Origin of the sequence: Pseudomonas sp. WPR_5_2 (assembly GCF_003634475.1) — a bacterium.
Lineage (GTDB): Bacteria > Pseudomonadota > Gammaproteobacteria > Pseudomonadales > Pseudomonadaceae > Aquipseudomonas > Aquipseudomonas izuensis.
The window spans coordinates 478,447-503,920 of sequence record NZ_RBLA01000006.1 but is presented as its reverse complement, the minus strand read 5'-3'; the positions used below and the strand labels follow the sequence as shown (position 1 = coordinate 503,920).

The 25,474-nt window shown below is 50.2% G+C and carries 23 protein-coding genes and 1 tRNA gene; 4 read left to right on the top strand and 20 right to left on the bottom strand.

Annotated features, from left to right (window positions below; genetic code table 11):
• Positions 1–32 precede the first annotated feature (32 nt).
• The gene (locus tag BJ917_RS23505; RefSeq protein WP_372237752.1) at positions 33–1,361 is read left to right on the top strand and encodes an MFS transporter; all 1,329 of its coding nucleotides are present in this window, start codon (positions 33–35) and stop codon (positions 1,359–1,361) included.
• Positions 1,362–1,464: 103 nt separating this feature from the next.
• Here BJ917_RS23505 and BJ917_RS23500 read toward each other — a convergent pair whose 3' ends face one another.
• The 13 genes from BJ917_RS23500 to BJ917_RS23440 form a co-directional block, all read right to left on the bottom strand.
• On the bottom strand, positions 1,465–1,866 hold the full coding sequence (locus BJ917_RS23500; protein ID WP_218570208.1) for a RidA family protein: 402 nt from the start codon (positions 1,864–1,866) through the stop codon (positions 1,465–1,467).
• Positions 1,867–2,053: 187 nt separating this feature from the next.
• On the bottom strand, positions 2,054–3,988 hold the full coding sequence (locus tag BJ917_RS23495; RefSeq protein ID WP_121104780.1) for a sigma-54-dependent Fis family transcriptional regulator: 1,935 nt from the start codon (positions 3,986–3,988) through the stop codon (positions 2,054–2,056).
• 241 nt (positions 3,989–4,229) lie between these two features.
• Positions 4,230–5,486, bottom strand: coding sequence for an FAD-binding oxidoreductase (locus BJ917_RS23490; RefSeq protein ID WP_121104778.1), 1,257 nt, complete (start codon positions 5,484–5,486; stop codon positions 4,230–4,232).
• 30 nt (positions 5,487–5,516) lie between these two features.
• Positions 5,517–6,014: a flavin reductase family protein gene (locus tag BJ917_RS23485; protein WP_121104776.1), complete on the bottom strand. Its 498-nt coding sequence runs from the start codon at positions 6,012–6,014 to the stop codon at positions 5,517–5,519.
• A 57-nt stretch (positions 6,015–6,071) separates the two neighbouring features.
• Positions 6,072–7,505 (bottom strand): NAD-dependent succinate-semialdehyde dehydrogenase, encoded by a 1,434-nt coding sequence (locus tag BJ917_RS23480; RefSeq protein WP_121104774.1) that lies wholly within the window; start codon positions 7,503–7,505, stop codon positions 6,072–6,074.
• A gap of 361 nt (positions 7,506–7,866) precedes the next feature.
• Positions 7,867–9,453, bottom strand: coding sequence for a GMC family oxidoreductase (locus BJ917_RS23475; RefSeq protein ID WP_121104772.1), 1,587 nt, complete (start codon positions 9,451–9,453; stop codon positions 7,867–7,869).
• 58 nt (positions 9,454–9,511) lie between these two features.
• A complete protein-coding gene (locus BJ917_RS23470) occupies positions 9,512–10,603 on the bottom strand; it encodes an ABC transporter ATP-binding protein (protein ID WP_121104770.1) in 1,092 nt (363 codons plus the stop codon).
• 1 nt (position 10,604) lies between these two features.
• A complete protein-coding gene (locus BJ917_RS23465; RefSeq protein ID WP_121104768.1) occupies positions 10,605–11,399 on the bottom strand; it encodes an ABC transporter permease in 795 nt (264 codons plus the stop codon).
• Between the two features lie 10 nt (positions 11,400–11,409).
• A complete protein-coding gene (locus BJ917_RS23460) occupies positions 11,410–12,285 on the bottom strand; it encodes an ABC transporter permease (protein WP_256658566.1) in 876 nt (291 codons plus the stop codon).
• 28 nt (positions 12,286–12,313) lie between these two features.
• On the bottom strand, positions 12,314–13,471 hold the full coding sequence (locus BJ917_RS23455) for a PotD/PotF family extracellular solute-binding protein (protein ID WP_121104764.1): 1,158 nt from the start codon (positions 13,469–13,471) through the stop codon (positions 12,314–12,316).
• 111 nt (positions 13,472–13,582) lie between these two features.
• Positions 13,583–14,683 (bottom strand): LLM class flavin-dependent oxidoreductase, encoded by a 1,101-nt coding sequence (locus tag BJ917_RS23450; protein WP_121104762.1) that lies wholly within the window; start codon positions 14,681–14,683, stop codon positions 13,583–13,585.
• Between the two features lie 203 nt (positions 14,684–14,886).
• On the bottom strand, positions 14,887–15,825 hold the full coding sequence (locus BJ917_RS23445; protein WP_121104760.1) for a D-2-hydroxyacid dehydrogenase: 939 nt from the start codon (positions 15,823–15,825) through the stop codon (positions 14,887–14,889).
• Between the two features lie 21 nt (positions 15,826–15,846).
• Positions 15,847–17,439 (bottom strand): GMC family oxidoreductase, encoded by a 1,593-nt coding sequence (locus BJ917_RS23440; protein WP_121104758.1) that lies wholly within the window; start codon positions 17,437–17,439, stop codon positions 15,847–15,849.
• A 978-nt stretch (positions 17,440–18,417) separates the two neighbouring features.
• Between BJ917_RS23440 and BJ917_RS23425 the strand changes: the two genes are divergently transcribed.
• Positions 18,418–19,209 carry an aldolase gene (locus tag BJ917_RS23425; RefSeq protein WP_121104752.1) on the top strand — a complete coding sequence of 264 codons (792 nt, stop codon included), beginning with the start codon at positions 18,418–18,420 and terminating at the stop codon, positions 19,207–19,209.
• A gap of 160 nt (positions 19,210–19,369) precedes the next feature.
• Here BJ917_RS23425 and BJ917_RS23420 read toward each other — a convergent pair whose 3' ends face one another.
• The 6 genes from BJ917_RS23420 to BJ917_RS23395 form a co-directional block, all read right to left on the bottom strand.
• Positions 19,370–19,735, bottom strand: coding sequence for a histone-like nucleoid-structuring protein, MvaT/MvaU family (locus tag BJ917_RS23420; protein WP_121104750.1), 366 nt, complete (start codon positions 19,733–19,735; stop codon positions 19,370–19,372).
• An 822-nt stretch (positions 19,736–20,557) separates the two neighbouring features.
• Entirely contained in the window at positions 20,558–20,743 is a 186-nt protein-coding gene (locus tag BJ917_RS32845) for a type II toxin-antitoxin system prevent-host-death family antitoxin (RefSeq protein WP_121104747.1), read from the bottom strand.
• Positions 20,744–20,790: 47 nt separating this feature from the next.
• Positions 20,791–21,147 carry a hypothetical protein gene (locus BJ917_RS23405; protein ID WP_121104745.1) on the bottom strand — a complete coding sequence of 119 codons (357 nt, stop codon included), beginning with the start codon at positions 21,145–21,147 and terminating at the stop codon, positions 20,791–20,793.
• 49 nt (positions 21,148–21,196) lie between these two features.
• Positions 21,197–21,601 (bottom strand): hypothetical protein, encoded by a 405-nt coding sequence (locus BJ917_RS23400; RefSeq protein ID WP_121104744.1) that lies wholly within the window; start codon positions 21,599–21,601, stop codon positions 21,197–21,199.
• A gap of 7 nt (positions 21,602–21,608) precedes the next feature.
• Positions 21,609–21,959, bottom strand: a complete 351-nt coding sequence (locus tag BJ917_RS31815) for a hypothetical protein (RefSeq protein WP_147432583.1) — start codon at positions 21,957–21,959, stop codon at positions 21,609–21,611.
• An 86-nt stretch (positions 21,960–22,045) separates the two neighbouring features.
• The gene (locus BJ917_RS23395) at positions 22,046–22,783 is read right to left on the bottom strand and encodes a metallophosphoesterase (protein WP_121104869.1); all 738 of its coding nucleotides are present in this window, start codon (positions 22,781–22,783) and stop codon (positions 22,046–22,048) included.
• 303 nt (positions 22,784–23,086) lie between these two features.
• On the opposite strand from BJ917_RS23395, the gene BJ917_RS23390 reads away from it, so the two are divergent.
• Positions 23,087–23,560 (top strand): helix-turn-helix domain-containing protein, encoded by a 474-nt coding sequence (locus BJ917_RS23390; protein WP_121104742.1) that lies wholly within the window; start codon positions 23,087–23,089, stop codon positions 23,558–23,560.
• A 406-nt stretch (positions 23,561–23,966) separates the two neighbouring features.
• Here the strand turns inward: BJ917_RS23390 and BJ917_RS23385 are convergent.
• Positions 23,967–24,038, bottom strand: a tRNA-Arg gene (locus tag BJ917_RS23385).
• Positions 24,039–25,080: 1,042 nt separating this feature from the next.
• On the opposite strand from BJ917_RS23385, the gene BJ917_RS23370 reads away from it, so the two are divergent.
• The gene (locus BJ917_RS23370; RefSeq protein ID WP_003178899.1) at positions 25,081–25,407 is read left to right on the top strand and encodes an Arc family DNA-binding protein; all 327 of its coding nucleotides are present in this window, start codon (positions 25,081–25,083) and stop codon (positions 25,405–25,407) included.
• The last annotated feature ends 67 nt before the right edge of the window (positions 25,408–25,474 follow it).

Genomic DNA, 25,474 nt, shown 5'->3' with positions numbered 1-25,474 from the left:
CAATAAAATCGAATAATAACTATTAACTCAACTTGCCTAGAAATTTTAAGTTGATCGTTCGACGGCTCTCCCGTCGAGGCAGTAAGGAACCCCTTGTGATTACAAAAAGAATACGTAAGGCCCGAGTAGCGACTTTTCTCGGTTTCATCCTGCTTGGCGGCCTAATGTATACGTGGTCGACCGGCGTATCGGCGTTTCGTGAGCAATTGGGTCTAGGCGGAGACGCTGGCGACATTGACTTTGGTATCGTAGCTCTGATGATTGGTATCGGAAGCGCTGTGGGCTCCCTGGTCATCGGAAAGATTATTGACTCCTTCGGGCCCAAGGCGGCTGTAACGCTCTGCATCATCCTCTATCCAGCCTCGATCATTCCTATGGGGCTAGTCTCAAATGTACATTACGCACTCGGCTTCGGAGCCGTATTAGGCCTTTTCAGAGGCGCTCTGGATACGGCGCTGAATGCACATGGCATTCAAGTTGAGCGGTTTTACAATCGCCCTATTTTGGCTGCTTTCCATGCGTGCTATGCCTTAGGAGGATTCCTGCTTGGAATAGTTGGTAGCTGGCTCAGCTCCATTTACACCGAGAGCGCGGCCGTCCAGTTTTCGGTATTAGGTGGAGCGACTCTGGTTATCGGAATCTTGCTCAGTCGCTGGCTCTTGGACAAAGGTGAAGCCCCCGCGTGGACTCAACGGAGCGCCACCCTGCTGACCACCAGCACATCAGGTAAGGTGGATACCAAATTCGCTGTAATTGTAGTGATGTTGGGTTTCGGCTTTTTGCTTCTAGCCGCCATGATTGGCGAAAGCGCGATTGCGGACTGGGGACAGGAGTTCGTGCGCCGAGAATTCATGACAACGGCGTCGATTGCAGGGATTGCAGTGTCCACATTTACTGGAGCTGAGTTCATAGGACGAATGCTGGGTGATCGGCTAGCGGGACATTTTGGGCCACGCCAGGTGGTATTCGTAGGAAGCCTCATCGCAATTTCCGGGCTCTCGCTTTCTATCCTTGGACGCTCTTCTGTCACCTCAATTGCGGGCTTTGGTTTATTTGGTCTAGGAATCTCCTGCATCGCCCCATTAATGCTCTCAGCTGCAGGTGCTTACGACCCCGATAATTGTGGGCGCAATATCGGAATCGTTAATTGCATAGGTTATTCAGGCATGCTTATCGCACCCGCAGCGATCACTACTATCGTCAATTATTTTGGGCTTGGAAAACTCATGTACTTCCCACTGGGGATGATCGGGCTTTTGGCCATGTTTGCTCCTTTGCTCATGCGCGGCAAGCACAAGCTTCCAGCTTCAGAGGTTAAGTGCAATGCTGACCCACGGAATGTCTCGATAAAGCCCGCCTGACCTTCAGCATTGAAACTAAGGGCGGCGGTAAGCCTACTTCGAAAAAATGAAAACGCCCGGTGTTAACCGGGCGTTTTCTTGCCGCTTGCGTGGTGGGGGGGGATTATTTAGCGGCAGCGGTAATTGCAATCTCGACTAGCATATCGGTTGTGCCCAGCTGTGCTTGAACAGTAGCACGTGCAGGTGCAAATCCCTCTGCCACCCAAGCATCCCAAATTTCATTCATACCAGTGAAGTCATGCGCTATATCTTTCAGCCAGATTTGAGCCGTCAGAATACGGGACTTATCCACACCCATTTTTTCAAGATAACCATCCAATTTAGCTAAAACCTGCTCTGTTTGGCCCTTGATATCTTGAGAGCGATCATCTGCAACCTGGCCACCGACAAAAATAAGGCCGCCATAGCCCACTGCACGGCTCATACGCTGATTTGTTTCGATTCTTACGATATCACTCACTTCGTAGTCTCCAATCAACAACTTGTGGGCGCGACGAAGTTTCATCGCTATAGACCGACACCTGTATTAGGCGAAGGTAGACTAGGCGCAAGCCATCATACGACTTGCCTCCGCCTCAAAAGATTACCTTTAAAAAATACGGCTTCAGATACAAAATAGCTAAAGTATACTTTCGAAATACAAAACCAAAAAAAAGCCGGCAAATATGCCGGCTTAGTATTTTCATGACTACTTATCTTGCCAACGACTTAACATCAATATTGTGGCGCTTAATTTTACGATAAAGCGTTGCTTTATTAATTCCCAGCGAACTAGCGGCTTGATCTACGTTGCCGGAATGGCGGATGAGCACCTGCACCAAGGTCGACCGCTCTGCATCCTCAAGCGCTGAAGATGGCGTAGATTCAGATAAATCTGGCAAGGTACCGAATTTTACGTTTTGAGCCGCAGGTAGCATCAAATCCTCTGCGGTAATCTCACTCGACTCGGCAATATGCACTGCTCGATGCAGTACATTTTTCAGTTCGCGGATGTTTCCCGGCCAATCATGCATTGCTATTGCATGCCTGGCATCAGGCGAGAGCGAGAGCTGCTCAGCAGAAAGCCGCTTTAGGATGTTGTCCGCCAGCAGATCGATATCCTCTCGCTCCCGTAGGGGCGTGACATCAACCACCAGTCCGGCCAAACGATAGTAGAGATCTAAACGAAATTCTCCTCTTTCCACCTTTTCCCGAACGTCTTGGTTGGTGGCCGCAATGATTTGAAGATCCACCTTAACGGCTTTACCTGCCCCAAGCGGGGATACTTCTCCAGACTCCAATACACGTAGCAAACGCGTCTGCAAAGACAGCGGCATATCCCCTATTTCGTCTAGGAAAAGAGTACCACCATTAGCTTCCAGGAAGCGCCCCTTATTGCCTTCGCGATTGGCACCGGTGAATGCACCCTTGCTGTAACCAAACAATTCGCTATCAATCAATGATTCGGGTACGGCGGCACAGTTGAAAGCTATGTAAGGCATATCACGGCGATTGCTATGTTCATGTATTGCCTTGGCAACTGTGTCTTTACCTACACCTGTTTCCCCTAGAAGAAGGAAAGGCAGTCCACTGCCCACGACCTTTTTAATCAAGCGGAGTTGTTTGTGCATCCCTGTGTCCTGACCTGCCCAAGCCTCAAGGTCAGGTGCAGAACTTGGTGATCTGGTGCTCGACAATGCGATTGAAGAGCTTGGCTTTTGCCTAGCTGGCTGGATCCATGATGTGATAGGACGAACAGGATGCCGAACGCGCGCAGTTGAAAGAGTACCGTCCTTCAGTAAGCGAAGTTGAACATGCCCTATAGGTAGCCCGGAAACCCCTGACAGGACATCTTTTTCGAAAAGGCTCCAAAAGGAAACTGAGCCAGACTCTCCGTATAGTTGGAAATACTTTTTGGCCGCATTATTTGCCCGAACAATGTACCCATCTTCATTTACAGCAAGAAATGCGCCTGCGATGCCAGGTTGATGGAAGGAGAAGATGTAATCGCCCGTGTGATCCTCAAGAAAGAAACGTTTCTCCAGGCGGGCCGCACTCTGCTGAGTAACGTGGTATATAACCCGGTGTGTTTCCTCAAGAATACGGGGATTACGGGTTGTGAGATTTATAACTCCGAGTAGCTCACCGTTAGAGTCGCAGAACGGCGCAGCGACACAGGCCTGAGGTACGAACTCCTCAAAAAAATGATCTTCGCGAAAGACCGCAACAGGTCTTTGCTCGAGTAAGCAGGTGCCTACCCCATTGGTACCAGCGAAACGTTCTTGCCATACCGACCCCATTCGTTCGTTATCACACCGGAACTCTGGTATCGCGGCAACCTCAGCCAAAAGAACCCCATCACAATCAGCCAATGCCGCTTGATAGCCGGCATTTGAGGCTATCAACATTACCGCCTCAAGCTCTTCTACGGCGTAGCCAAGCGTTTTCTCGCCAAGTTTTTCTCGAGCGATTCGCCAGTCAGAATTCTGGAGTACGGGTACGTCAATCTGCTGCGAGGGATCAAGATGGAAATCGTCAATGCAGCGCTTCCAAGAGCTCAAATATGGCCGCCATGACATGGCATCCCGCTGAATTGCTGAACCCGACACGCTGGTCAAAATGCGGGAGCTATGGTCGCTTGATTTCATCTGACTTCTCCAAGCTAGGCAGCCGTTTTTTCCGGTTTTGCCTATGATCCAAACACTTGGAGAAGCTTTTGCAATATGGGTGCCGAAAAACGGACTACTTTTTCAATTTAAAGCATCCATAACTACTTGATAAATATAAGTTTTTTTTAACAAAAAAAAGCCAAATTTTGTTTTGTGTAGATGCTTCCCACGCATGATCTGCGCTGGTGCGCAATGTCACCATCCGCACCATCGCGACGCTTCAGGCAGAAAATCTTTCTACGCTCAATGGGGCTAGCTGAGGAGCCAGTCGCTTCGACAATATGGACTCGGTTATCAGCCGACCGGTATTGGCAGATCCTGTTAGCCCTAGATGTCCATGCCCGGTCGCATACCATAATCCTGGGTGCTCCTTCGGCGAGCCAATCAAGGGAATCGAGTCAGGACTACAAGGCCTATTTCCCATCCATCTGGTGGAGTGTTGGATGTTCACGCCATCCAAAGCGCCAGCAAGATGGTTGGCCAGGTGCATTGCACGCGTGTCATTCGGAGGATAATCCGGATCTTGAAACTCGACGGTACCGCCAATTCGTATGCTGTCCCCCATTGGACAAACAAATGCCTTTCTGTCGGAGAGCGCGATAATACGATTGATTTTGACGTCTGGACTCCAGGTATGAACGTGGTACCCGCGTTGGCTGATCAAAGGAAGTTTTGTACCCAAACGCTCCATGATGTTTCGAGTGGTGACTCCTGCACAGACAATGACATTGTCCGCATACACCACTAACCCATCATTCAATGAAACCTTCCATCCGTCACTATACTTTTTAATGTCCGCCAGCTCGGAATGTACAAAGTGGCAACCATTTTCGAGAAGGTGTATCAGCAGGCGCTTGCAGTATTCGTATGGATCGGCCAACCAGCTTTGATCGGGGCAAAAAATACCCGCGTGGTAACGATCACTCAGGGCCGGCTCCAGATCAAGCAATTGCTGACGGTTAACACGCTCACACTTCAATCCGTGTTCACTTCGAAGTCTCCACGTAAGACTGTCACCGTTTAGGCTTTCTTCGGTGCGATATACATGAAGCTGCCCACCAGACTGGAGTAGATCGAAAGCCCCGATCTCTTTCAGAATACTGGTATGTTGCTCCGTCGAGCCCGCGAGATAACTAGCCATTATCCCAGCAGTCTTTGTAACATTTTCTAGAGTTGCAGACTTGACGAACTCGTATAACCAAGGAGCCGCCTTCATCATATAATTAACAGGTACAGACAACGGGCTCTCTGGATTAATCAGCATTCCAGGGGCTTGTTTCATTACCCCTGGCATGCCAATAGGTGTGATCGAGTTCTCGGAGATCGCCCCAGAGTTCCCGAACGAACAGCCAGTCCCAGGCAAGGACTTGTCGACCAACAAAACCTGCTTGCCAGCCTTCCTAAGATAATAAGCGCAGCACAAGCCAACAATACCAGCACCTATAATTATAACTGGCCGATCTTTCAAGTTTACCATTTACGAGCTCCGCAAAAATACCAAACCAACTTATCTCGCTAGTTCTGCCATAGGTACAGCACAATGCAACCCCTTACCCCTCCACAACAGACAACCTTCATCGTCTACTTCGCGGAATCGAATCTCTTTTATGACACCAACCATGATACTGTGGCTAAAACCGTCCATGGCCTCTTTAAGTTCGCAACGCATCGACACGCACGCCTTATCTAGCATCGGAACACCACTTTCGTAACACCAGGACGAACTATTGAAGCGTTCAGGGCCTTTCAACTTAGTGAACGACTCAACAACCTCACACTGGCTAGGGTGTAGGAGGTTCACTGCAAATGTGCCGTTGCGGATGATTACGTCATGCGCCGAAGCCGAGCGGTTAACGCAGACCAATATCGAGGGCGGTTCTGCCGAAAGGCTGCAAACCGCAGTTGCGATCAACCCAACAGGTTGATCACCATCAGTAGTAGTAATTGCGGTAACAGCTCCAGCGAACTGCCCCATTGCTTTACGGAAGTCGTCAAAAATGCTCATGACTAATTACCTCTTGTTCTGCATCACTCGTTCACGGGGGGGCGGAAACCGGCGTTACTACGCCGGATCCATTTGGGTGACAAATTTGGTATTGAGGTAGGCTTCAATTGCTTCCAGACCACCCTCTGAACCGATACCGGAATCCTTAATGCCACCGTAAGGTGTTTCAGGAATCGCAAGCCCGAAGTGGTTCATGCTGATCATTCCCGACTCGACGCTTCGGGAAATTTTGTTTGCGATACACAGATCCGATGTCCAGGCATAAGCAGCTAGACCGAAGGGCAAGCGGTTTGCTTCAGCGATAGCGTCGTCGACACTGTCAAAAGCCATCATGAGCGCGATCGGGCCAAAGGGCTCCTCGTTCATAATGCGCATATCAGTCGTCATGTCGCTCAGGATGGTGGGAGCAAAGAAGTAGCCCTGATCACCGACCCTCGAGCCACCACATTCCAATGTGGCACCTTTCTCGAGGGCATCACCTACGTACGCTTCAAGCGCTTCTAAACGGCGGGCACTGTTAACTGGGCCGAGGGTTGTTTTCTCGTCTGTACCATTACCAATTACCAGAGACTCGCATTTAGCTTTGAACAGATCGATGAACTCCCGATAAACAGAACGCTCGATCAGGAAGCGTGTTGGAGCTACGCACGCTTGGCCGGCATGTCGGAACTTGGTGGGCAAGAGGACATCAGCTGCCTGTTGGAGGTTGACGCCAGAAGTAATAATTACCGGGGCGTGCCCACCCAGCTCCATGGTGGCCCGTTTCATATGAGACCCAGCCATTGCTGCCAAGTGCTTACCAACCTGCACTGACCCGGTGAAGCTGATCTTACGGATCGTGGGATGCGGAATTAGATAGCTAGAAATCTCCGCCGGCGTTCCGAAGATCAGGCCGATAACACCAGCTGGCACGCCAGCATCGTGAAGACATTTGAAAAACTCAACAGGAGCAGCCGGAGCTTCTTCTGGCCCTTTGATGATTATGGAGCAACCAGCGGCCAGCGCTGGGCCGACCTTGCGAACGATCTGTGCGACCGGGAAGTTCCAAGGGGTAAACCCGACTACCGGGCCCACAGGTTCTTTCACTACAGACTGAGTGACGTTAGCAAAACGAGGCGTAATGACCCGGCCATACGTCCGGCGAGCCTCTTCGGAAAACCAATCAAGAACATCCGCTGCCGAAGCGAGCTCGGCTTTCGCTTCGGCCAGGGGTTTACCTGCCTGAGCGACAATCATTGGCGCAATGATATCTGCACGCGAACGAACAAGCGTGGCAGCTGCACGCATGATCTTGCTACGCTCAAAAACCGACGTTTTTCTCCAAATCTCAAATCCGCGCTCGGCTGCAGCCAAGGCACGATCCATGTCGTCCTTGTTTGCATGCGCAACACTACCTTCTACTTCACCGGTAGCAGGATTGATGACGTCCAGGTGACGCTCGCTAGAACTCGACGCCCAACGCCCATCAATAAAAAGTTGTGAGTGATACATAGAAACCCCTATAGGCTTAAAACTAATTATTAAAAACGATATAGAAAATTTGGCTAGAACGCCGTGTACCGTTACTAAACCATGAGCAAGCGTCGTGCCATTCTTGTGAACAGAGCAAAACCCTGCGGGAAATTTGCAAGTATGCGAATTCTTGTCGCAGAAATGCAGATCGGTGGGGCGAACTTGCAACTCTCCAGATCTCGGAGCGCACAATTTCAGATTGCTACAATATAGATATAAAAGTACATGCCAAAAATAGTCGCAAACTTGCAAGATCGTTTTGCAATTATGAGACCCCGTTTTCATGGCAAAAAAAAGAGGGGACTCAGGTGAATACCTGTCCCCTCCTAATAACTATTTTTTAGTTCGAGCTGTTGCGGATAAAATCAGCCAGTCGCTCACCAATCATTACAGCAGGAGAAGTGGTGTTACCCGATACCAACCTCGGCATGATTGAGGTGTCTGCAACTCTCAGACCTGCTATACCATGTACGCGCAATTCCTGGTCAACGACAGCCATGTCGTCAGTGCCCATTTTACAAGTGCCTGACGGGTGCAAGGCTCCTTGCGCTGTAGATCGCACAAAATCTGCCCGTGCTTCCTGACTTGAGAAATTGGCGGAAGGACGACAGATTCCGTTCACATATTTCGACATGGAAGGTTGCGACATGACCTTTTCCGCCAGGCGAACTCCTTCTGCAAGACAAGCCAGGTCATAAGGATCAGAAAGGTAATTAGGATCGATACTGGGATGCACGTCAGGATTCGATGACACCAGCTTGACCGTTCCAACAGACCTTGGACGAGTCTGGCAGATATTGATTGTACAGCCGTTACCGCTCGGCGCAGTGTCAGTGCCTTGTTCGACGCCGGCGCCAGGCAAAAAGTGGTACTGGAGATTCGGCTCAGGATCTTCTGGATCAGCGTGCCAGAAAAGCGCCCCCTCGCAAATATTCGAAGCAGCTGGCCCGTCGCGGAACATTAGATACTGAGCTCCCGCAGGCACCTGCCAATGGAGTTTTTTGTACTTGTCATAGCTGTGCTGGCCATTCAAGTCGTAGATCAAAAACACATCCATGTGATCCTGAAGATTCTTACCAACGCCTGGGAGATCATGCTTGACCTCAACGCCAACCGCTCTTAATTCGTTAGCCGGGCCTATACCCGACAGCATGAGCAGATGCGGCGAACCAATTGCTCCTGCGCTCACGATTACTTCTTTTTTGGCGCGAGCTGTTTTCGTCACACCGTCTTCAACATACTCGACACCGATTGCCCGTTTGTTTTCGATCAAGACACGGGTCACCTTGGTGTCCGTCTTGATATCCAGGTTTGTCCGTCCGCGCGCCGGGGTAAGATAAGCGGCAGCAGCACTACAGCGCCGGCCGTCTTTCATCGCGACCTGATAGTACCCTGCCCCAGCCTGCTGACCAGAGTTGAAGTCTGGATTGAAGGGAATTCCGTATTCCTGGCAAGCCTTCACCCAAGCCTTGGTGAGGTAATGGGTCGCACGCTGCGCAGAGGTGTGGGCGGGGCCACTGACACCGTGCGCCTCACCGGAGAAGGTGTCGTTGTTTTCCGCCTTTTTAAAAAATGGCAAAACGTCCTTGTACGACCAACGATCACAACCAAGCTTTGCCCAATCATCATAATCCTGGGGGATGCCTCGGATGGACACCATTGCGTTCACAGAGCTGCCACCACCAAGAACCCGTCCTTGGATCATGTCGTGTACAGCATTGTTTTGATGTGCCTGAGGTGTGGTCTTGTAGTGGGTCAGGTTCACACCTTTGCACGTTTTGAAGTACGTTGCAGGGATATGGATGTAGGGGTTGCTGTCCTTGGCACCTTGCTCAAACAAGAGGACAGAAACGTTGGCGTCCTCGCTTAGCCTTCCTGCAGCAACACACCCAGCCGGCCCAGCCCCAATAACGATGTAGTCGTACATTATTTCCTCTCAAAGGCGATTGAAGCCGGCTCGCATTCACTCACCGGCTTGATGCCATTCAGTGCTGCAAAACAGTTACCGCATCTGGATGCCAAGTCAGGTGTACAGCTGCGCCCACTTCATAAGGCGAGCAGTTAGCAAGCCGGGGAGTCTGACTCTGAATACTGACCCCGTTACCACAATCTACTTGGTACACGACGCGACTACCGATGTAGGTCACTTCGCGGACGCTACCCTGCATGCCGTTCAACACTTCATTGGCAGCCATCTCTGTTGCAGTACGAAGCATGATCGCCTCCGGTCGGATCGACATGTGTACTCGATGGCCGCTACTCACTCCCCTCGCAGCTCCTAGAAAGCTTCCGCCCCCCTGGCATTGGATGCTTGCCTCTCCATTGGAGACGTCTTGTACAACACCCTCGAAGATATTTGTCTCACCAAGGAAACGGGCGCAGAAAAGAGTTTTCGGGTGCGTGTACATAGCTTGAGGAGTGTCTAACTGCTCAATAGCGCCTCTGTTCAACAGCACCACGCGGTCTGACAAGATCATGGCCTCATCTTGGTCATGCGTCACGTAAATGAAGGTTGTGTGAGTTTCTGAATGGATCCGCTTCAACTCCTTCAGCATGTGGTGGCGGATCTTTAGATCAAGCGCGGCCAGAGGCTCATCCAGCAGAAGGACGTCAGGACGATTCACGAGCGCTCTCGCGAGTGCAACACGCTGCGCCTGTCCACCCGAGAGCTCTGTAATCCAGCGGTTAGCGAACCCATCGAGCTGAACCAGCTCAAGCATCTGATTCACTTGTTTAGTTATTTCGTCCTTGGCCACCTTTTTCAGACGAAGGCCGAACGCGACGTTGTCGAACACATCGAGGTGAGGGAACAATGCATACTTCTGGAACACCATGTTTACGTTGCGATGCTCGGCGCTTACCCGGGTGACATCTTTTCCCGCCAACATAATTCGTCCTGTGGACGCATCGTCGAAGCCTGCGATGATCCGCATTAGCGTCGTTTTGCCACATCCACTCGGGCCCAACAAAGTAAGGATCTCGCCGTCGCGAACATTCAGATCGATATTGTTCAAGGCCGCCAGTCCACCGTAATGCTTGGATACGCCTTGGAGCTCGATAATATTTTTCTGGGTCATCTCACTCACCGTTCAAAAGTTTTCTAGCGGAAACAGCGCGGCGCCGTTGGGCCCAAAAGAGCAAGCCACCACCCATAGTTATCAGTAGGGACAGGGCCATAGCGACCATTGATGCCGCGTTGATCTCGGGATTAACGGTCACCCGCATCATTGACCAAATCAGAAGCGGTAAAGTGGATTCGTTACCGCTGACGAAGACGGTGATGATGAATTCGTCAAAGGACAGTGCGAACACCAACATCGCGGCGCCAATGATGCTTGGGCCAATAATCGGCAGGGTCACGAGCTTGAATGTCTGCATGGTCGAGGCACCAAGATCTTTAGCTGCGTCCTCCAGGGATAGATCGAAGTACTCGATCCTCGACCGCATGGTCTCGATGAAGAACGGCAGTGCGAAAAGAACGTGGGCAGCAGTAACAGTTACAAGTGATCGCTGGACACCAACTTGGGCGAACATGGCAACAAGACCTATCCCCAAAAATAGACCTGGTAAGGCAATGGGTGCGAAGCCAATCGCCCCCAAAGCTGCCTTCCAGCGGCCACGTAAACGAAGCAATGCCAAAGCCGCCAAGCTCCCAAGAATCGTGGTGACTATTGCTGCGCTGGTCGCCACGATGAAGCTATTTTTCAATGACGCCAAGAAAGCCGGATTCGAAATTAGCTTTTCGTACCATTGGAGGCTGAAGCCTTCTATGGGAAACGTTAGAGAAGATGATTCGTTGAAGCTGAACAGCCCGATTACGACAATTGGCGCATACAGGAAAACCAGATAAACAATTACATAGGCAAATAGCATGTCATGAACCTCAGTGGTACCGTCGGCCCGGCGCAAGGCGCAAGAGCGACAGAAGCTTCAGGACGATGATGTAGGTAACCATGAACATCAGCGCTAGGATTAGAGCCATTGCAGCCCCCATCGGCCAGTTGCCGGCACTGCGAAACTGGTTCGCAATCAGCAAGCCACTTGTTACGCCCTCTCGCCCCCCTAACATTTGCGGCGTCACGTAATCGCCAGCTGCGAGAATGAATGCCAACATGAACGACCCCACGATAGCTTTATGCATCATGGGGAACACCACTTTTACAAAGATTTGGAACTTTGTAGCACCCAAATCTTTAGCTGCATTGATGTAGTCCGGGGTAACTTCTTTCATCCCAGAGACCAACATGAGCAACGTAAAAGGAAACATGATGTGAATTAATGTCAGAACTGTCGCAAACTGGCTAAACAGCAAGAACTCTATGGGCTCATGAATTAGACCAAGATTCATCAACGTCGTATTCAAAAGGCCATTGGTGCCCAAAATTGTCCGCCAGGCATAAACCCGAACTAAATAACTCGAGAACCAAGACAAGAGCACTAGATACATGATCCAGTTGCCCCGCGCACGGTATGTCAGATAGTAGGCCACCGGGTAGCTAAACATAACTGACAGGAAAGCTGTCCATAAGCCATTTTCCATCCCAGCCCAAGTAGTCCATAAAAAGGCTGACGACGCCAGGATCTTGGTGTAGTTACCTATTGTAAAACTGTAATTCATTACAAATGCGCTTGAGCTCCAAAAGCTATAGAGCACAAGCAACAGACATGGAATTACGAAAAGCGCAAAGAGGTAGGCTACAGGCGAAAGCGCCAGTGCTCCTCCTAGCAACTTTTTCTTTGATTCAAGACGGATATGCACGGCAAGGCCCTCTACGCAGGTGAGCTGATCAGAAGCCTGACTTAAAATCAGACCACGCTTGGAGCCAGTCGTTATAAGTAGCGAATTGACCCGAGACCTGGGGAGGTGGTGCTTGCATTGGAGATTTCGCAAAGACGCGGTCTAAGTTCTCATAGTCAAAGAGTGACTTCGTTTGCTCGTCGAGCAACGCAACAGCCTTTCTGTTCATAACCCCTGTGGAGTTATTGCGGCACACATCAGCCTGCACTTGAGGATCCAGAGAATGGTTAATGAAGCTCAGGGCCGCCTCCCGATTGACTGCAGTCATAGGGATAAACCAAGCGTCCGCCCAAATGTTTGCCCCTTCTTCAGGAATGACGTATTTGGTGGTAACGCCTTGAAGTGCGGTCTGGACTGGAACGGCCGACCACACGCAAAAACAAGCTGCGATTTCACCGGCAACGAAGAGCGAAACGACATCGCCATTAGATGGGGCAAAGACACGACTTTGCTCCCGATAAGGGATGACTTCCTGAAAAGCATGCTCGAGCTCTTCCTTTGTAAGGTTAGGATACTTCGCTCCATACCCGGCAAGACGCGCGATCAAAGGCCAGGTTGCGGTGGTGTCATCAACAAATGCAAGTTTTCCCTTGAACTCTTTACGGAGGAGGTCTTTGTAAGAGGTTATCTCCGGCACCATGCTCGGGTTGTAGACGATGGTGTTCATCCCCCAGCACCACGGAATCCCAAAATGTTGACCATCAAAGAACCAAGTCTGGCCTTTGTAAAAATTATCGATAATATCGTTGGAGTTGTAGTTTGGTACTTTGGCGACGTCGATTGGTGTTAATGCCTTGATTTGCTTATAAACATCGTTGTAGCCATAAGCGTATTCGGCAACATCAAGTCTGACTGGATTACCCACCAATTTTGCAGTCACGTCGTCCTGCGTGCCCATGGTCGCGGCATTCAAATTAATACCGGCTTGACTCAACCACTGGGCGGCTTCTTTCTGTGTGGAGTAGCCTTCCCAAGTGATTATTTCAAGTTGCCCGCCACCCGTCGCAGCATTGGCCGTTGGAATCCAACGGCCAAGGGTTGCACCTGCGGCAACAGCCATACTTCCCAATAAAAACTTGCGGCGACTTACTTCCAAATCGCTTCCAATAAGATTGGGGCGAGCGCGCCCGTCAACTTTTTCGGTCATAACCCAGTCCTCAAGATGTAAATAGACTTTAGACAGTTTTTACAGAAACCGGGCTAAGCCCGAATTAGCGCATCTCTTAGTATTGTTATTGTCCGGAGGCCTACATTCGAGTCACTTCTTGTAGTTACGGCAATAATCTTGGAACTTCGGCATTACTTCCTGAGCCAACAAAGACATTGAACGCTTATGCAACTCAGGCTTATCCCACTCAGTGTGAGTTTGAAGGAGTGTTCCAAACGGGACGCCTAGGTAATCTACAAATGCAACGAGCTTATCCAGCACTGTTTTCGGACTACCAGACAAAACCATCCAATCCAAGCATTTTTCAACAGTGATATCTTCGTTCGGGGTATCCTTAGACGGCGCCAGGATATTGCGCATGTTGAAGCTATCCATATCATCGATAATATAATCGTAATATTGGGAGTAGCTTGACTTAGGATCGTAGATATAATCCCGAACTTGCTCGTCACTTTCACCAACAAATACCGAACGCGCTACGCGCCACTGCAAAGGATCAATTGGGCGACCTGCATTTTCGCAGCCGATCACATATTGCTCCCAGTGTGATTTCACGACTCGGTCGGCAATAAAGTTGGCTGACACTACGCTCCAGCCGCGCTCGCCAGCTTGACGAGCAGTCGATGATGCCGGACTCATGACCGAAATACCGACTGGTGGAAATGGCTTCTGCAGAGGCTTTAACTGCGGGCCAAAGCCCAAGCGAGGGTTGATAGTTTCATCCAGTTTTACATTCCAGTATTTCCCGGAAATATTGTAAGGCGGATCACTAGCCCAAATTTTATGAATAATTTCCAGAGACTCAACGGTCATTTCCGCACGATTTTTATCGCGCAAGCCAAAAAGCTCCATGTCCGACACTAGGCCGCCGGGGCCAATACCCATGATGAACCGACCATTGGACAAATAGTCAAATTGAGCAACATCACCGGCGATGGTTGCCGGATGGTGCTGAGGCAGATTCAATACACCAGTTGCAAATTTAATTTGTTTAGTTTGGTGAATCAGGGTGGCCATAAATTGAAGCGGGTTTGGGATTGGCTCAATGTTAGAAGTGTAGTGCTCACCCACCCAGGCTTCGCTATACCCCAGTTCGTCAGCAAGGATGATTGCCTCACGATCTTGAGCCAACATGGTCTCGATTGGCGTTTCGGGACTGTGCAAGGGCATCATAAACATTCCGAGCTTCATATTTGACTCCTATCAGGTTAAGCAGCAGTACATTTGCTGTTATTTAGATAAATAGCAACATGTGTGCCATGTTGAAAAAGTCTATACACCCCTACAGATAGGGCACTAAACTAAGGAACTGAGATTATTTTTTCGCAAAGTCGCGACACTGATTTGCTTATTTGCAACTTTCTTGCGAAAGCAATCTCAACAGCTTTTTTGACTCAGGAAACAACATTCTGCGGGCGTCCACTCACGAATGCCGAAATGTTGCTCAACAACGTTTCCTTTAAAACATCCACGCTTGCTTCCCCAGCCCACGCGACATGGGGAGTTATGAATAGGCCTGGGTGCGTAAAAGCAATTAATGCAGCATCAACATGTGGTGGTTCTTGCTGAAGAACGTCGAGAGCCGCTCCACCTAACTGTCCACTTTTGAGACCAGCGATTACTGCCTCTTCATTTAGCAGGCCACCACGAGCGGTGTTGATTAGAAATGCACCAGGCTTCATCTTGGAAATTTCCTGCTCACCAATTAACTCCTTGGTGAGGGCCGTTAGAGGGCAATGAAGCGAAATTACGTCAGCTTGGGCTAACATTTCCTCAAACGCCACATAACCAGGTCTGGTTTCTGTAGCATTTTTATGGTCTGCGTAAACGACCTTCATGCCAACGGCTTGAGCTAAATTCGCCGTAGCCCCACCGATGGAACCCTTCCCAACAATGCCCAAGACGGAGCCAGCAACATCTTTCATCGGAGCTTTATGTACGCAAAAATGCGAAGAGGCATACCACTCTTGACTGGCGGCTACATAGCTAGGCATATGCCGATAAAGCTGAAAAATAGACGCGATGACGTGCTCTGAAACACTTTTGGACGAATAAGCTGGAACATTGCACACCAGCACGCCATGTGCGCGACAGCTCTCGATATCAATGCAGTCATAGCCAGTTGCGGCAACACAAATTAGCTTTAGATCCGGAAGTGCTTCGAGATGATGTCGAGTGATTTTTACTTTGTTAGTGATAGCAACTTCCGCTCCGGCCAGAGCATTTATCACCTCAGAATCTTTTGTAGCAGGGCACTCCTCCCAAATGCTCGCCTCGGCGGGACGAGCCATCGGCGTTGGCAGAGTTTGACTATCAAGGAATACAATTTTCATAGTTAACCACGCTAATTAGATCTACAAAGGCTCGCTTGCAATAAAGTGAGCTGCTCGCTCCCCTATCATTATGCAAGCCGCATTGGTGTTACCTGAAACAAGGCTTGGCATCACAGATGCATCTGCAACTCTAAGCCCTTCGACACCCCGAACCTTTAGCTCAGGATCTACTACTGCATCTATGCCACTGCCTATCTTACATGTGCCCACAGGATGCAGAGCCCCTTGAGCATAGGCCTTAATATAACTGGCAATTTCTTCGTAACTTTTAAGTTGTCGACTCGGAGAGTGCGGCCTTTTCAGATATTTAGAGATGCTGGGCTGACTCATGATTTCAAAGCCATTCCGGATACCCTCGACCATTCTGTCCATATCTGAAGACTCGGAAAGAAAGTTAGGTCGAATTGTAAAACTCTCACCTTTGCTTCCAGGTACGACTTTTAGATAACCGCGCGACTTAGGCTGAGTTAAGCAAATATTTAACGTGCACCCATCAGCCCCTTTTATGGCCTCAACGCCATCTTCAATACCAGATCCTGGCAAGAAGCAATATTGAATCACTGGTAGATAGTCATTACTGCTACCCCACCAAAAGGCACCGCCTTCAATGATATTGGATGCGGCAGGCCCCTTCTTGAATAGTCCATATTCCATACCAGCGATCATTTTCATCGAAGGTTTTTTGTAATGATCGTAGCTACGAATTCCATTGAGTTCAAAGATCAGATATACATCCATATGATCTTGAAGATTCCGCCCCACGCCTGGCAAATCACACACGACTTCTATATTGGCTTCGCGCAGTTCTTTTTCCGGCCCAATTCCTGAACGTAGTAGGATCTTTGGAGAGTTATATGATCCAGCACTTAGTATGATTTCTTTCCGAGCACGATAGACTACACGCTCGCCTCCACTTATCGCCTCAACACCAACTGCGCGCTTATTCTCGAATAGAAGCCGAATGACCTTGCACGATGTTTCGACGTGTAAACCATTCTTCTTTCGTGCAGGGTGAACATAAGCCCCTGCGACGCTGGAGCGTCGTCCATTATCTGTCGCGGTTTGGTAGTAGCCACACCCCAGTTGTACACCGGAGTTAAAGTCTGGGTTAAAGGGCATTCCAGCCTCTTGGCACGCTTGAACCCAAATTTTGGTCAACGGGTGTAGCGTTCGCGGCGATGAAACCTTCAACGGGCCATCCGGGCTGTGTACGCCACTGGAGAACGTATCGTTCCCTTCCGCTTTTTTGAAGAAAGGCAGGACGTCAGCGTAGCCCCACCCTCTCGCGCCCTCTTCCACCCACCGATCGTAATCCTGGGGAGTACCGCGAACGTGCAACATACCGTTCACGGAACTGCCTCCCCCTAAAACCTCGCCCTGCACCGTGTTTACAGCCCGTACCACGCCCTCCTTGCCATGATCATACTGAAGACGCCGCAGCAGCCCGCCCGTGGCAGTTTTATAGAGCATTCCTGGGATATGAATCCATGGAAACCAATCGCCAGGCCCCTCCTCTAGCAAAGCGACTGATAGTCCCGGAAGCTCAGCCAATCGCGCAGCCACTACACCGCCTGAGGATCCCCCACCAATCACTAGATAATCAAATTCGTACATGGCCTGCTCTTGCTTCCGGGCTAAGTTAGGAGAGCAAGAGCAAAGGTTGTGCCAGCTGTAATTTTTAGGCTAGAACTAAGCTCACGCGGGCTGTTGTGCTTGCACACTTCGCATTCTTGCCTTTCCGATTTGCAAATTTGCAAATTTGCAAATTTGCAAATGGCAAAGAATGCTGAGCCAAAGCTTATCAGCTGAAAAAATGAGTCCCCGATTACGTTCCTTGCAACAAAGAAGACATCCTCGGTAGCAGAGATTGAGTAATTTTCGAGGTGTACACGATAGGCGCTTATCGCCGTAGCCAGCTCTATTGATCCATAGAAGCTCAGCATTCGACATCCTCAGCTCATCTTCCAACAAAACTAAAGGCTGCAGCGGTATCGAAAGAAGTACGTCATGCAGCGAAGAATCCCAACAAGCTACAACAGCTCTACCATTCTGTGCGGTGCGGTGCGGTGAGGTGCGCTGCGGTGCCATCATCCCAAGCGGAAGCCTTTCCGCCAGCACCTTCGATGATTGGAATCTACGCTTGGACGTATGTTCTGCGCGAGCTCGTGACGTAGTTCGAACATACTTGTTCTTCGTTTGGCAGTGGTTGTTAAAAGATACAAAAACTCTGTGTCATTGTGGTTGAAATGCCTAAATGAACAAGAGATCGATGTTCCTAGACTACGTGGTGATACTTCCCCGAATGATTGATACCAGGAGCGTGTAATGAACACTCATGTGTCTGAAGTGCAGAACGCTAGCATCGTCGAAGAGTCATGGCCGAGGGATTTTGACATCCGGGCCTGTCGCGCGGAGCAGCAGGAGATTCTCAATTGTTCTAATAATCGGATCGACTCCAGATCTGACCATTCGACGCGGATCCTGAACACGCTCACGGATAAAGCGCGCGCTGTCCAACTGCGAAACTGAGTCCAGCTAGCAAAATTAGCTAGCCAGCTTTTCAGATTATTCGTTTACCCGAAAGGATCACTCATGGCCCATGCATTCGACGTCAACACCACCCCTGCTGATCAGCGTCCTCCAGGAAGTTTCGACACTCCAGCGATCCACCAAGCGCGTATCGATCTTGCGGCCTGCTTTCGCATGGCTGCGCTGCTGGGCATGGGCGAGGGTATCTGCAACCACTTTTCCTTCGTGGTGCCCGGCTACGACAACCTGTTTCTGGTCAATCCCTATGGACTGGCGTTTGCCGAGGTGACGGCCTCGTCGCTGCTGATTTGTGATTTCGATGGGCGTGTGGTGGCTGGCGAAGGCACACCAGAAGCCACAGCGTTCTTCATCCACGCGCAGCTGCATCGCTTGCATCCTAGGGCCAAGGCAGCGTTTCACACCCATATGCCTAATGCCACGGCGCTTTGCATGCTCGAAGGTGAACCATTTATCTGGGCTGGGCAAACTGCGCTGAAGTTCTATGACCGCTTGGTGGTGGACGAGGACTATAACGGCTTGGCGCTCAATAACTCCGAGGGTGAGCGCATTGCCCGCGCAGTTGGAAATGCGGACGTGTTGATGCTGAAGAACCACGGCCCGCTAGTACTAGGGAGCTCCATCGCCGAAGCATGGGATGACCTCTATTACCTGGAGCGCGCCGCCGAAGTACAACTCAAAGCTATGGCCAGTGGTCGCACACTAAAGCCAGTCGCCAAGGAAATGGCCAGCAAGGCTTGCCGATTGATGCTTGAAGGTAATGCCGAGAGCGCCCGACTGCACTTGGAAAGCATCAAGCGGCAGGTTGCCCGACTGGTACCGGATCTCACCCACTGATGGGGTTCCCAGTCAGCCTTCAGCCTTGTGGCGGCGCAACACCCGCAGCACTTGTATGGCTTACTGCTTCGCCAATGACCAGTGTTCAACCAGCGCATAGATATCCAACCCACTAATGAAAAGGGCCCTCGAAGGGCCCTTTCTTGTACTCAAAACAAAATCATTTGGTCAGCCAAGACTCAACGGTCGCGGCGCCGTGCTGTGCTTTCCACTCCTTCAGCGTCTTGTGGTTGCCGCCTTTGGTTTCGACAACTTCGCCGGTGTGCGGGTTCTTATAGACCTTCACTTGGCGCAGCTTGCGGCTGCCGGCTTTGGACTCAACGGCTGGAGCACGACGGCCAGCTTGTGGATCAAGTAGGTTGATCACGTCTTTCAGGCTGTAACCATACTCGGCTAGCAAAGCGCGTAGCTTGGACTCAAATTCAATTTCTTTTTTAAGGCCAGCATCGTCTTTCAGGGCTTCGAGAGCTTGGAGCTGCTCGGCCAGATTTTTTTCGAGCTGACGGAATTCTGCAAGCTTAGACATGACGGATCTCTTTTAGATAGTTGCCTAACAGTATATTGCAAATCGATCATCGCTACAGGCGCTGCTTGCGACAACCGAACTTAAACGGAGAACGCAAAAATTATGGCTCAGCAATAATTATGGCTGATCCATAATTTGGGGTAATTCAGTTTTGCCGCGTCCCCGAGCGTCTCCGTCGATAGCGAAAACTCGTATCGTGCCGAGGCAATGAGAGCTAAATCACTAATGCATTCCGATGTGCATGTCGCGCTGGTTTGATCGCTTCTTCGCGTAAGCGCCTAGCCTTGTGGTCGCGGTACCCCCTGCAGGAAATCGAAACCGATAAGCCAGCCAGCAACAAGCGATTAAGTGTGCGCATGGTAGGTTAGACAGAGACGTAACTGCTGCGAGACTTCGCTTTGAACACACCTAACGCACATGCCGATTTCAACACTCTGATCAACGCACCAAAATTTTCGGACGACGCGGTTGGACAGCGTCAAATGAAGCGGTGGCAGCTCATCGCTGAAGACATCTACAAAAGCACATCCAAAGAGGCATTGCTCGAAGCAAGGGGCAGAGCCGAGGGTTACATCCATGGTCTTGTGGACGCAGGACATTTGTCGGCGAGAGACACTGACCGCGACTATCTCATTTTGAGCATCGTTCAACGACGGCGCGATTTTTTGCAGAGGTTACTGCACGAATGCGGTTACTGAGCCAAGGCGAGCTGTGAATCCGTCTAACGGCAAAATGGGCATCACAGGATAGAGGCAGATTGAAGCGCTCCGCATGGCTCGGAGCGCGCCGATTGAAACCGTAAGAGGCCATAACAAACGATTTTCAGAGGTCTGCCGGGGCTCGAGAATTGAGCTTGTCCTGAATCGATTTCCACTCATCCATTGAGAGGAGCACCGCAGTCCGACTTTCACCTTTGATGAAAACCGGTTTGCGAGTCGTGATTACCTGATCAAGCAACTCGTCGAAATTAGCTATTGCCCGAGCTACTGACCATCGCTCATATGCCATGTCCCGGCCCCTATCTCCAGATCAGAAAGTGGATTTCTCAACATCATTTAGAAACGGTCGGCGGACTCGAGTAGCTTGATAAAGCTCGCTCTACCGAGGCCTCGTTTGAAGCTAGCAATAACGTAATTACCGTCCTGAGTTTCGAGCACCCAAAACCGCCCTTCTTTCCTTGCTGACTGAATTTTACCTGTGCGGAGAATAGAACCATCCGCTCTGTGGTAGGCATCATCATGCTCAGAGTGATCGAAAGATACCCCCAAGCATGTGTCCTCAGCGATCGTCGCATCACTGATAAAAGCTGTGATGGGCACGCTGTATTTTCGAAGACTTGCTCGCACCAAGCGACTCATCTGGAAGTCGCTCACATCCTTACTATGAAACTCCAATTCGATTACTTCAGGCATCCGGCCAAAGCTCCAAAATGATTTGATAGGTAATTGCGGCGGTCATTGCTTAACCGGCCTTCATGGAAAAAGCGGCACCCACACTGGCCTCTTTTCTCAAGCCTGATCCCAAAAGGAGGTAGACCGTGCTGTTGGTTTCAAACATGCATGCCTCACTGAAAGACACGCCGAAATTGCTGCGTACCCACATGCTGGGCTGAAATCGATTTCGACTATCGAAAACGACTTCGTGAGCGAATAGCGTCATGGGAAGCAGACCTAGGTTTGTAAGCTTTTCCTTCTCTTCGGGTGTCACGGTGAGGTCGATCAAAATCCATTGCTTCACCACACAGAATGCTTTGCCTGGGAATGACTTTGCTGCCAAAGCGATTAGGTCTTCTTGAGATCCCAGCCAGCCAGGTATCTCTTCTCCAGCACCGTATAGGAGCTGAGAGATTTCATTTAGAGTCACCATGCGCATCTCATGTCGTTGAGTGCTCGCGAACACTTGTGTAGGTTTGCCCCCCTGCAGTGACGAATTCATAGATCGGTGGTTCTTTGTCAGAACTTTGCAATCTGATTTCGGAAAGCGGTTCCATCAGACGTTCATGCTGCCGGTTCATCCAAGGCGGGGAGATGAGGTATATTTTTGTGACAGCAAGAAATTCGGAGTCTCCTGAACTGCATATGGATTGAACCGATTCTGCGTCACTGAAGAGGCGCATGCTTGGCCCGGGAGCCCCATCGAAGAACCCTACACCTTCTACAATGAAAGAAATTTGATTGTGGGGAAGATCAACGGTTTTCCATAAAAGAAGGTTTTCATTAGGCATTTTGAATCTGCCTTGTAGCTGACTCTCGTTTGTTCTGAACACAACACACTCCTGGGAAACAGACTCTATTGGTACGTCGTTGACCTTTAAATCGTGAGCACTAGATCAGATACAAATCCCGTGTCTTCAAACGGGTAGCCACGCGGGTTGGATGCATGTGGTATGCCGTGAATAGATTTTTGATAACCAACATGGGTGTGACCGTGAACCCATAGGTCTATATCGAATTCTGCAAATTCTTTCCAATCATTGACGTAGGCAGCGGCCAGGTGTCCCATCTCATACTTAATACCTGGGGCGCACTCTGGTGATGGCGCATGGTGAGTTACGACAACTGTCTTTCCTTGATGCTTTATGGACAATTGCGAGAGTAACCACCGTTTCGCAATTTCCGACTTTTTCAGGACTTCGATTGGCTTGACTCGCCGATACTGAGTTCCAGTTCTGATCTGCCTGTAATCATTCATAGATCCTTGGGCGCTATGAAGCGCAGCAGTCACGTCTCCTGTTGACCCGTAATCAGTCCAGCCGGTTGTACCAAGAAATCTCACTCCTTCAATGACTACTTGATCGCTCTCTAGAACGTGAACATGCGGGAGCGCCTTCTCACGCATTTTTTGGAGTGTGCGATCAAGGTGGCCTTTGTAGTACTCGTGATTTCCGGCGACGTAAACCACGGGGCAGTGGAACGCTTTGTTCGCCCACTCCACCCCCCTGGCTAATAGATTGATGTCCCCAGCCAACACGACAACATCCGCATCATGCGTTGCAGGCGAGAAGTCCTGGAACTCGAGGTGGAGGTCTGACAGCAAGTGAATTTTCAGAATCTCCTCCCATAAAATGACCATCCACACTGTCAATTAATGACTAATGTTTTGATTAGAGCTACCGAACGCGCTGGAGTGAAAATGTGTCCCTTAAAAATTGCAGTCGGAAATTCACCCGGTGGTGGCGAAATGACTTATCAGCTCCTATCGCACCAAAGCCAAAGTGATCCGTCATTCTGAGCTTCCTGAGGATCTCCTACAGGATGTACAGCCAAGCGAACCACAATCCCATTTCAGGCATTATATTCCATGGCATGGGATTGCTCAATATGGCCTTATCCTCGCTTTTGAGGTTTCGCCATGACAATGAGGGAATCGCTGGCGGCAGTACTCCGACTGGTTCGATCTGCTCGGGGCCTTTCGAAGGAAGATCTTCAAGGCCAGATTGATCCCAAGCATCTATACAATCTGGAGAACGCCAAGACCGGCATAACCCTCGATATGTTGAATACGACATCCTCAGCATTGAATGTCGATCCGTTGGCTCTCCTCATAGTCGCATCATGTTTTGAAAAAAAATTGACTCACGACGACGTTCTAGAGGGTCTCCGGGTAGAGATAAAAGGTCTCATCGACTTGGGGGTCATTAAAGGATTGCCCGAGCAATTCGTTGATGGCTCACTCGTACCTAGCAAGGCTGGCCAACGCTCATCTCCCGAAAAAATAGAAGCTGTGCTTCATTGCCAGGCACAGGGGATGACGCAGAAAGAAACGTCCGACGCGCTTGGTATTCCGACTTCGACTATCAACCGGATATGGCGAAAGCTGAAATAGGCAGCATCGAAAGACAGCAAAAAAGGGCGGCTCCTTCGAGCGCTTGTCACAGATGCCTTTCGTTTTCTACCGAACCTGACTGTCAGGACTGATCTGCCAAAAACCTACGGTGATCCAACCACTGACCCATCTCGCGCCAATTCCTCATTATTAACCGATGCGTCCTTCCTAGCCTGAATCACACCCAGGCTCCCTATCTACTCATCAGAGTGGCAGGTTTTCGTATTTGGTTTGTAGGTAAAAATGAGCTTCGGCGCTACTTAAACCGAGCCGAGCTCAGAGCACATTCCGAAGAGGTTGGGTCTTAAACACTACGCTAGGCGCGTGATGGAATGACTGGCGTCGCCAGGCAGCAAAATTCATCCGTAACAGAAAACGATGCGTAAGGATGGCTAGCGAAAGGATGTGTCCCCTGCAGGAATCGAACCTGCATCTAGCCCTTAGGAGGGGCTCGTTCTATCCGTTGAACTAAGAGGACGTAACGTATACATCTTGGATTTTTTTGCGACGAGATTCAAGCAAAGAACAGGAAAAACAACGCGTTAAACAATCAGAGCTCCTACATTTTTCGCCAGCGCCCCGTCACCAGAGACACAGTCGTTCGACTCAAACCTCTGAATCCCTGGAAAAAGAATCGATTCGAGGGTAGCCCAGCGAGTACTCCGGGTAAGAATTGAGTTGTCGAAGCCATAGTCAGTTGCGAAGCCCCCTCCCTAACGTTGCGTGAATACGCAGCGCAGAAAAGGCGGTAACCTCATACACAACCCCAGATTTCACGGGGCTTAAGACAAGGAAAGAATACACATCCCAATGCGCAGTAACTTGATGTCCTGATAAGAACTGCCAACCTTCCCCTTAGGAGGGGGATGCTCTATCCAATTGAGCTACTGAGACACAAATGTCTGCGAGGATACGCAGAGCGGTAGACGGCGAGCATGTTAACGGGCAAGCCTGCCTTTGTCATGTCGTCCGTGGGCTTTTTAAGTGTAGGCAGATGCTCCACTGAGCCGCGAAGTTTTACCAGGCAAACCGGTAAGCCTCTCACTTTCCTCTCATGCAGCAAGCTGAAACGCCAGGCATTTGCTATTCGAGCGGGCCAGACGACCCCGTCGTGGTCGGCCCGGAGGCACTCCCCCTTTTCGCCATCCATCCTAAATAGGCCTCACTGCACACGCACCTCTAGTAAATCGGCCATTTGCCACTATCCTGTAAAAGGTAAGGAACAGCCGCATGACATGCCCTCAGATATTTCGACTTCGGCTGTAGGGCTGAGGACGCGGTCAGCGATACGGACCCAGACAGCTTTCCAAACCAGTCCGCATTTCTGATAATTGGTGCTGGCATAACGCCTTTATCCAGTTCAATATTTGTCACAGAATTGACGCCAATGATCTGGCAACTTTGAGGCATGATGCCAGCCTCTATCAATTCAGGTTGAACATTTGGCCATTGCGCTTGTCGTATCAGACATCCTGCGGCCAATCCCGAGAACCGCTCCCCTGAACTAACCGGTTAAATATATGCGCCCATTGAAACAGGCAATTTATTCCAGCCGTACGGCTGACAAGTTCGTCGTACGTCTGCCAGACGGAATGCGTGAACGCATTGCCGAGGTGGCTCGCAATCATCACCGCAGCATGAACTCCGAAATCATCGCGCGCCTTGAGCAAAGCCTTATTCAGGAAGGCGCACTGGGCGAAGAACTAAGCATGCGCCTGGACAGCCCAGAGCTCTCGTTGCACGAACGTGAATTGCTGCAACGCTTCCGCCAACTCTCTCACCGCCAGCAAAACGCTCTCGTCTCACTTATTGCCCATGATGCCGAGATGGCTGCTGACGCCTCCTGATTCAAATACTGAAAGCTCAAGCCAGCCTGATCGCTGGCTTTTTTTTGCCTGAAATTCGGGCATAAAA

Coding starts and splice junctions, on each gene's coding strand:
- BJ917_RS23500 (WP_218570208.1), bottom strand. CDS start 1,866: ATGAAACTTCGTCGCGCCCACAAGTTGTTGATTGGAGACTACGAAGTG.
- BJ917_RS23495 (WP_121104780.1), bottom strand. CDS start 3,988: ATGAAATCAAGCGACCATAGCTCCCGCATTTTGACCAGCGTGTCGGGT.
- BJ917_RS23490 (WP_121104778.1), bottom strand. CDS start 5,486: ATGGTAAACTTGAAAGATCGGCCAGTTATAATTATAGGTGCTGGTATT.
- BJ917_RS23485 (WP_121104776.1), bottom strand. CDS start 6,014: ATGAGCATTTTTGACGACTTCCGTAAAGCAATGGGGCAGTTCGCTGGA.
- BJ917_RS23480 (WP_121104774.1), bottom strand. CDS start 7,505: ATGTATCACTCACAACTTTTTATTGATGGGCGTTGGGCGTCGAGTTCT.
- BJ917_RS23475 (WP_121104772.1), bottom strand. CDS start 9,453: ATGTACGACTACATCGTTATTGGGGCTGGGCCGGCTGGGTGTGTTGCT.
- BJ917_RS23470 (WP_121104770.1), bottom strand. CDS start 10,603: ATGACCCAGAAAAATATTATCGAGCTCCAAGGCGTATCCAAGCATTAC.
- BJ917_RS23465 (WP_121104768.1), bottom strand. CDS start 11,399: ATGCTATTTGCCTATGTAATTGTTTATCTGGTTTTCCTGTATGCGCCA.
- BJ917_RS23455 (WP_121104764.1), bottom strand. CDS start 13,471: ATGACCGAAAAAGTTGACGGGCGCGCTCGCCCCAATCTTATTGGAAGC.
- BJ917_RS23450 (WP_121104762.1), bottom strand. CDS start 14,683: ATGAAGCTCGGAATGTTTATGATGCCCTTGCACAGTCCCGAAACGCCA.
- BJ917_RS23445 (WP_121104760.1), bottom strand. CDS start 15,825: ATGAAAATTGTATTCCTTGATAGTCAAACTCTGCCAACGCCGATGGCT.
- BJ917_RS23440 (WP_121104758.1), bottom strand. CDS start 17,439: ATGTACGAATTTGATTATCTAGTGATTGGTGGGGGATCCTCAGGCGGT.
- BJ917_RS23425 (WP_121104752.1), top strand. CDS start 18,418: ATGGCCCATGCATTCGACGTCAACACCACCCCTGCTGATCAGCGTCCT.
- BJ917_RS23420 (WP_121104750.1), bottom strand. CDS start 19,735: ATGTCTAAGCTTGCAGAATTCCGTCAGCTCGAAAAAAATCTGGCCGAG.
- BJ917_RS32845 (WP_121104747.1), bottom strand. CDS start 20,743: ATGGCATATGAGCGATGGTCAGTAGCTCGGGCAATAGCTAATTTCGAC.
- BJ917_RS23405 (WP_121104745.1), bottom strand. CDS start 21,147: ATGCCTGAAGTAATCGAATTGGAGTTTCATAGTAAGGATGTGAGCGAC.
- BJ917_RS23400 (WP_121104744.1), bottom strand. CDS start 21,601: ATGGTGACTCTAAATGAAATCTCTCAGCTCCTATACGGTGCTGGAGAA.
- BJ917_RS31815 (WP_147432583.1), bottom strand. CDS start 21,959: ATGCCTAATGAAAACCTTCTTTTATGGAAAACCGTTGATCTTCCCCAC.
- BJ917_RS23390 (WP_121104742.1), top strand. CDS start 23,087: ATGACAATGAGGGAATCGCTGGCGGCAGTACTCCGACTGGTTCGATCT.
- BJ917_RS23370 (WP_003178899.1), top strand. CDS start 25,081: ATGCGCCCATTGAAACAGGCAATTTATTCCAGCCGTACGGCTGACAAG.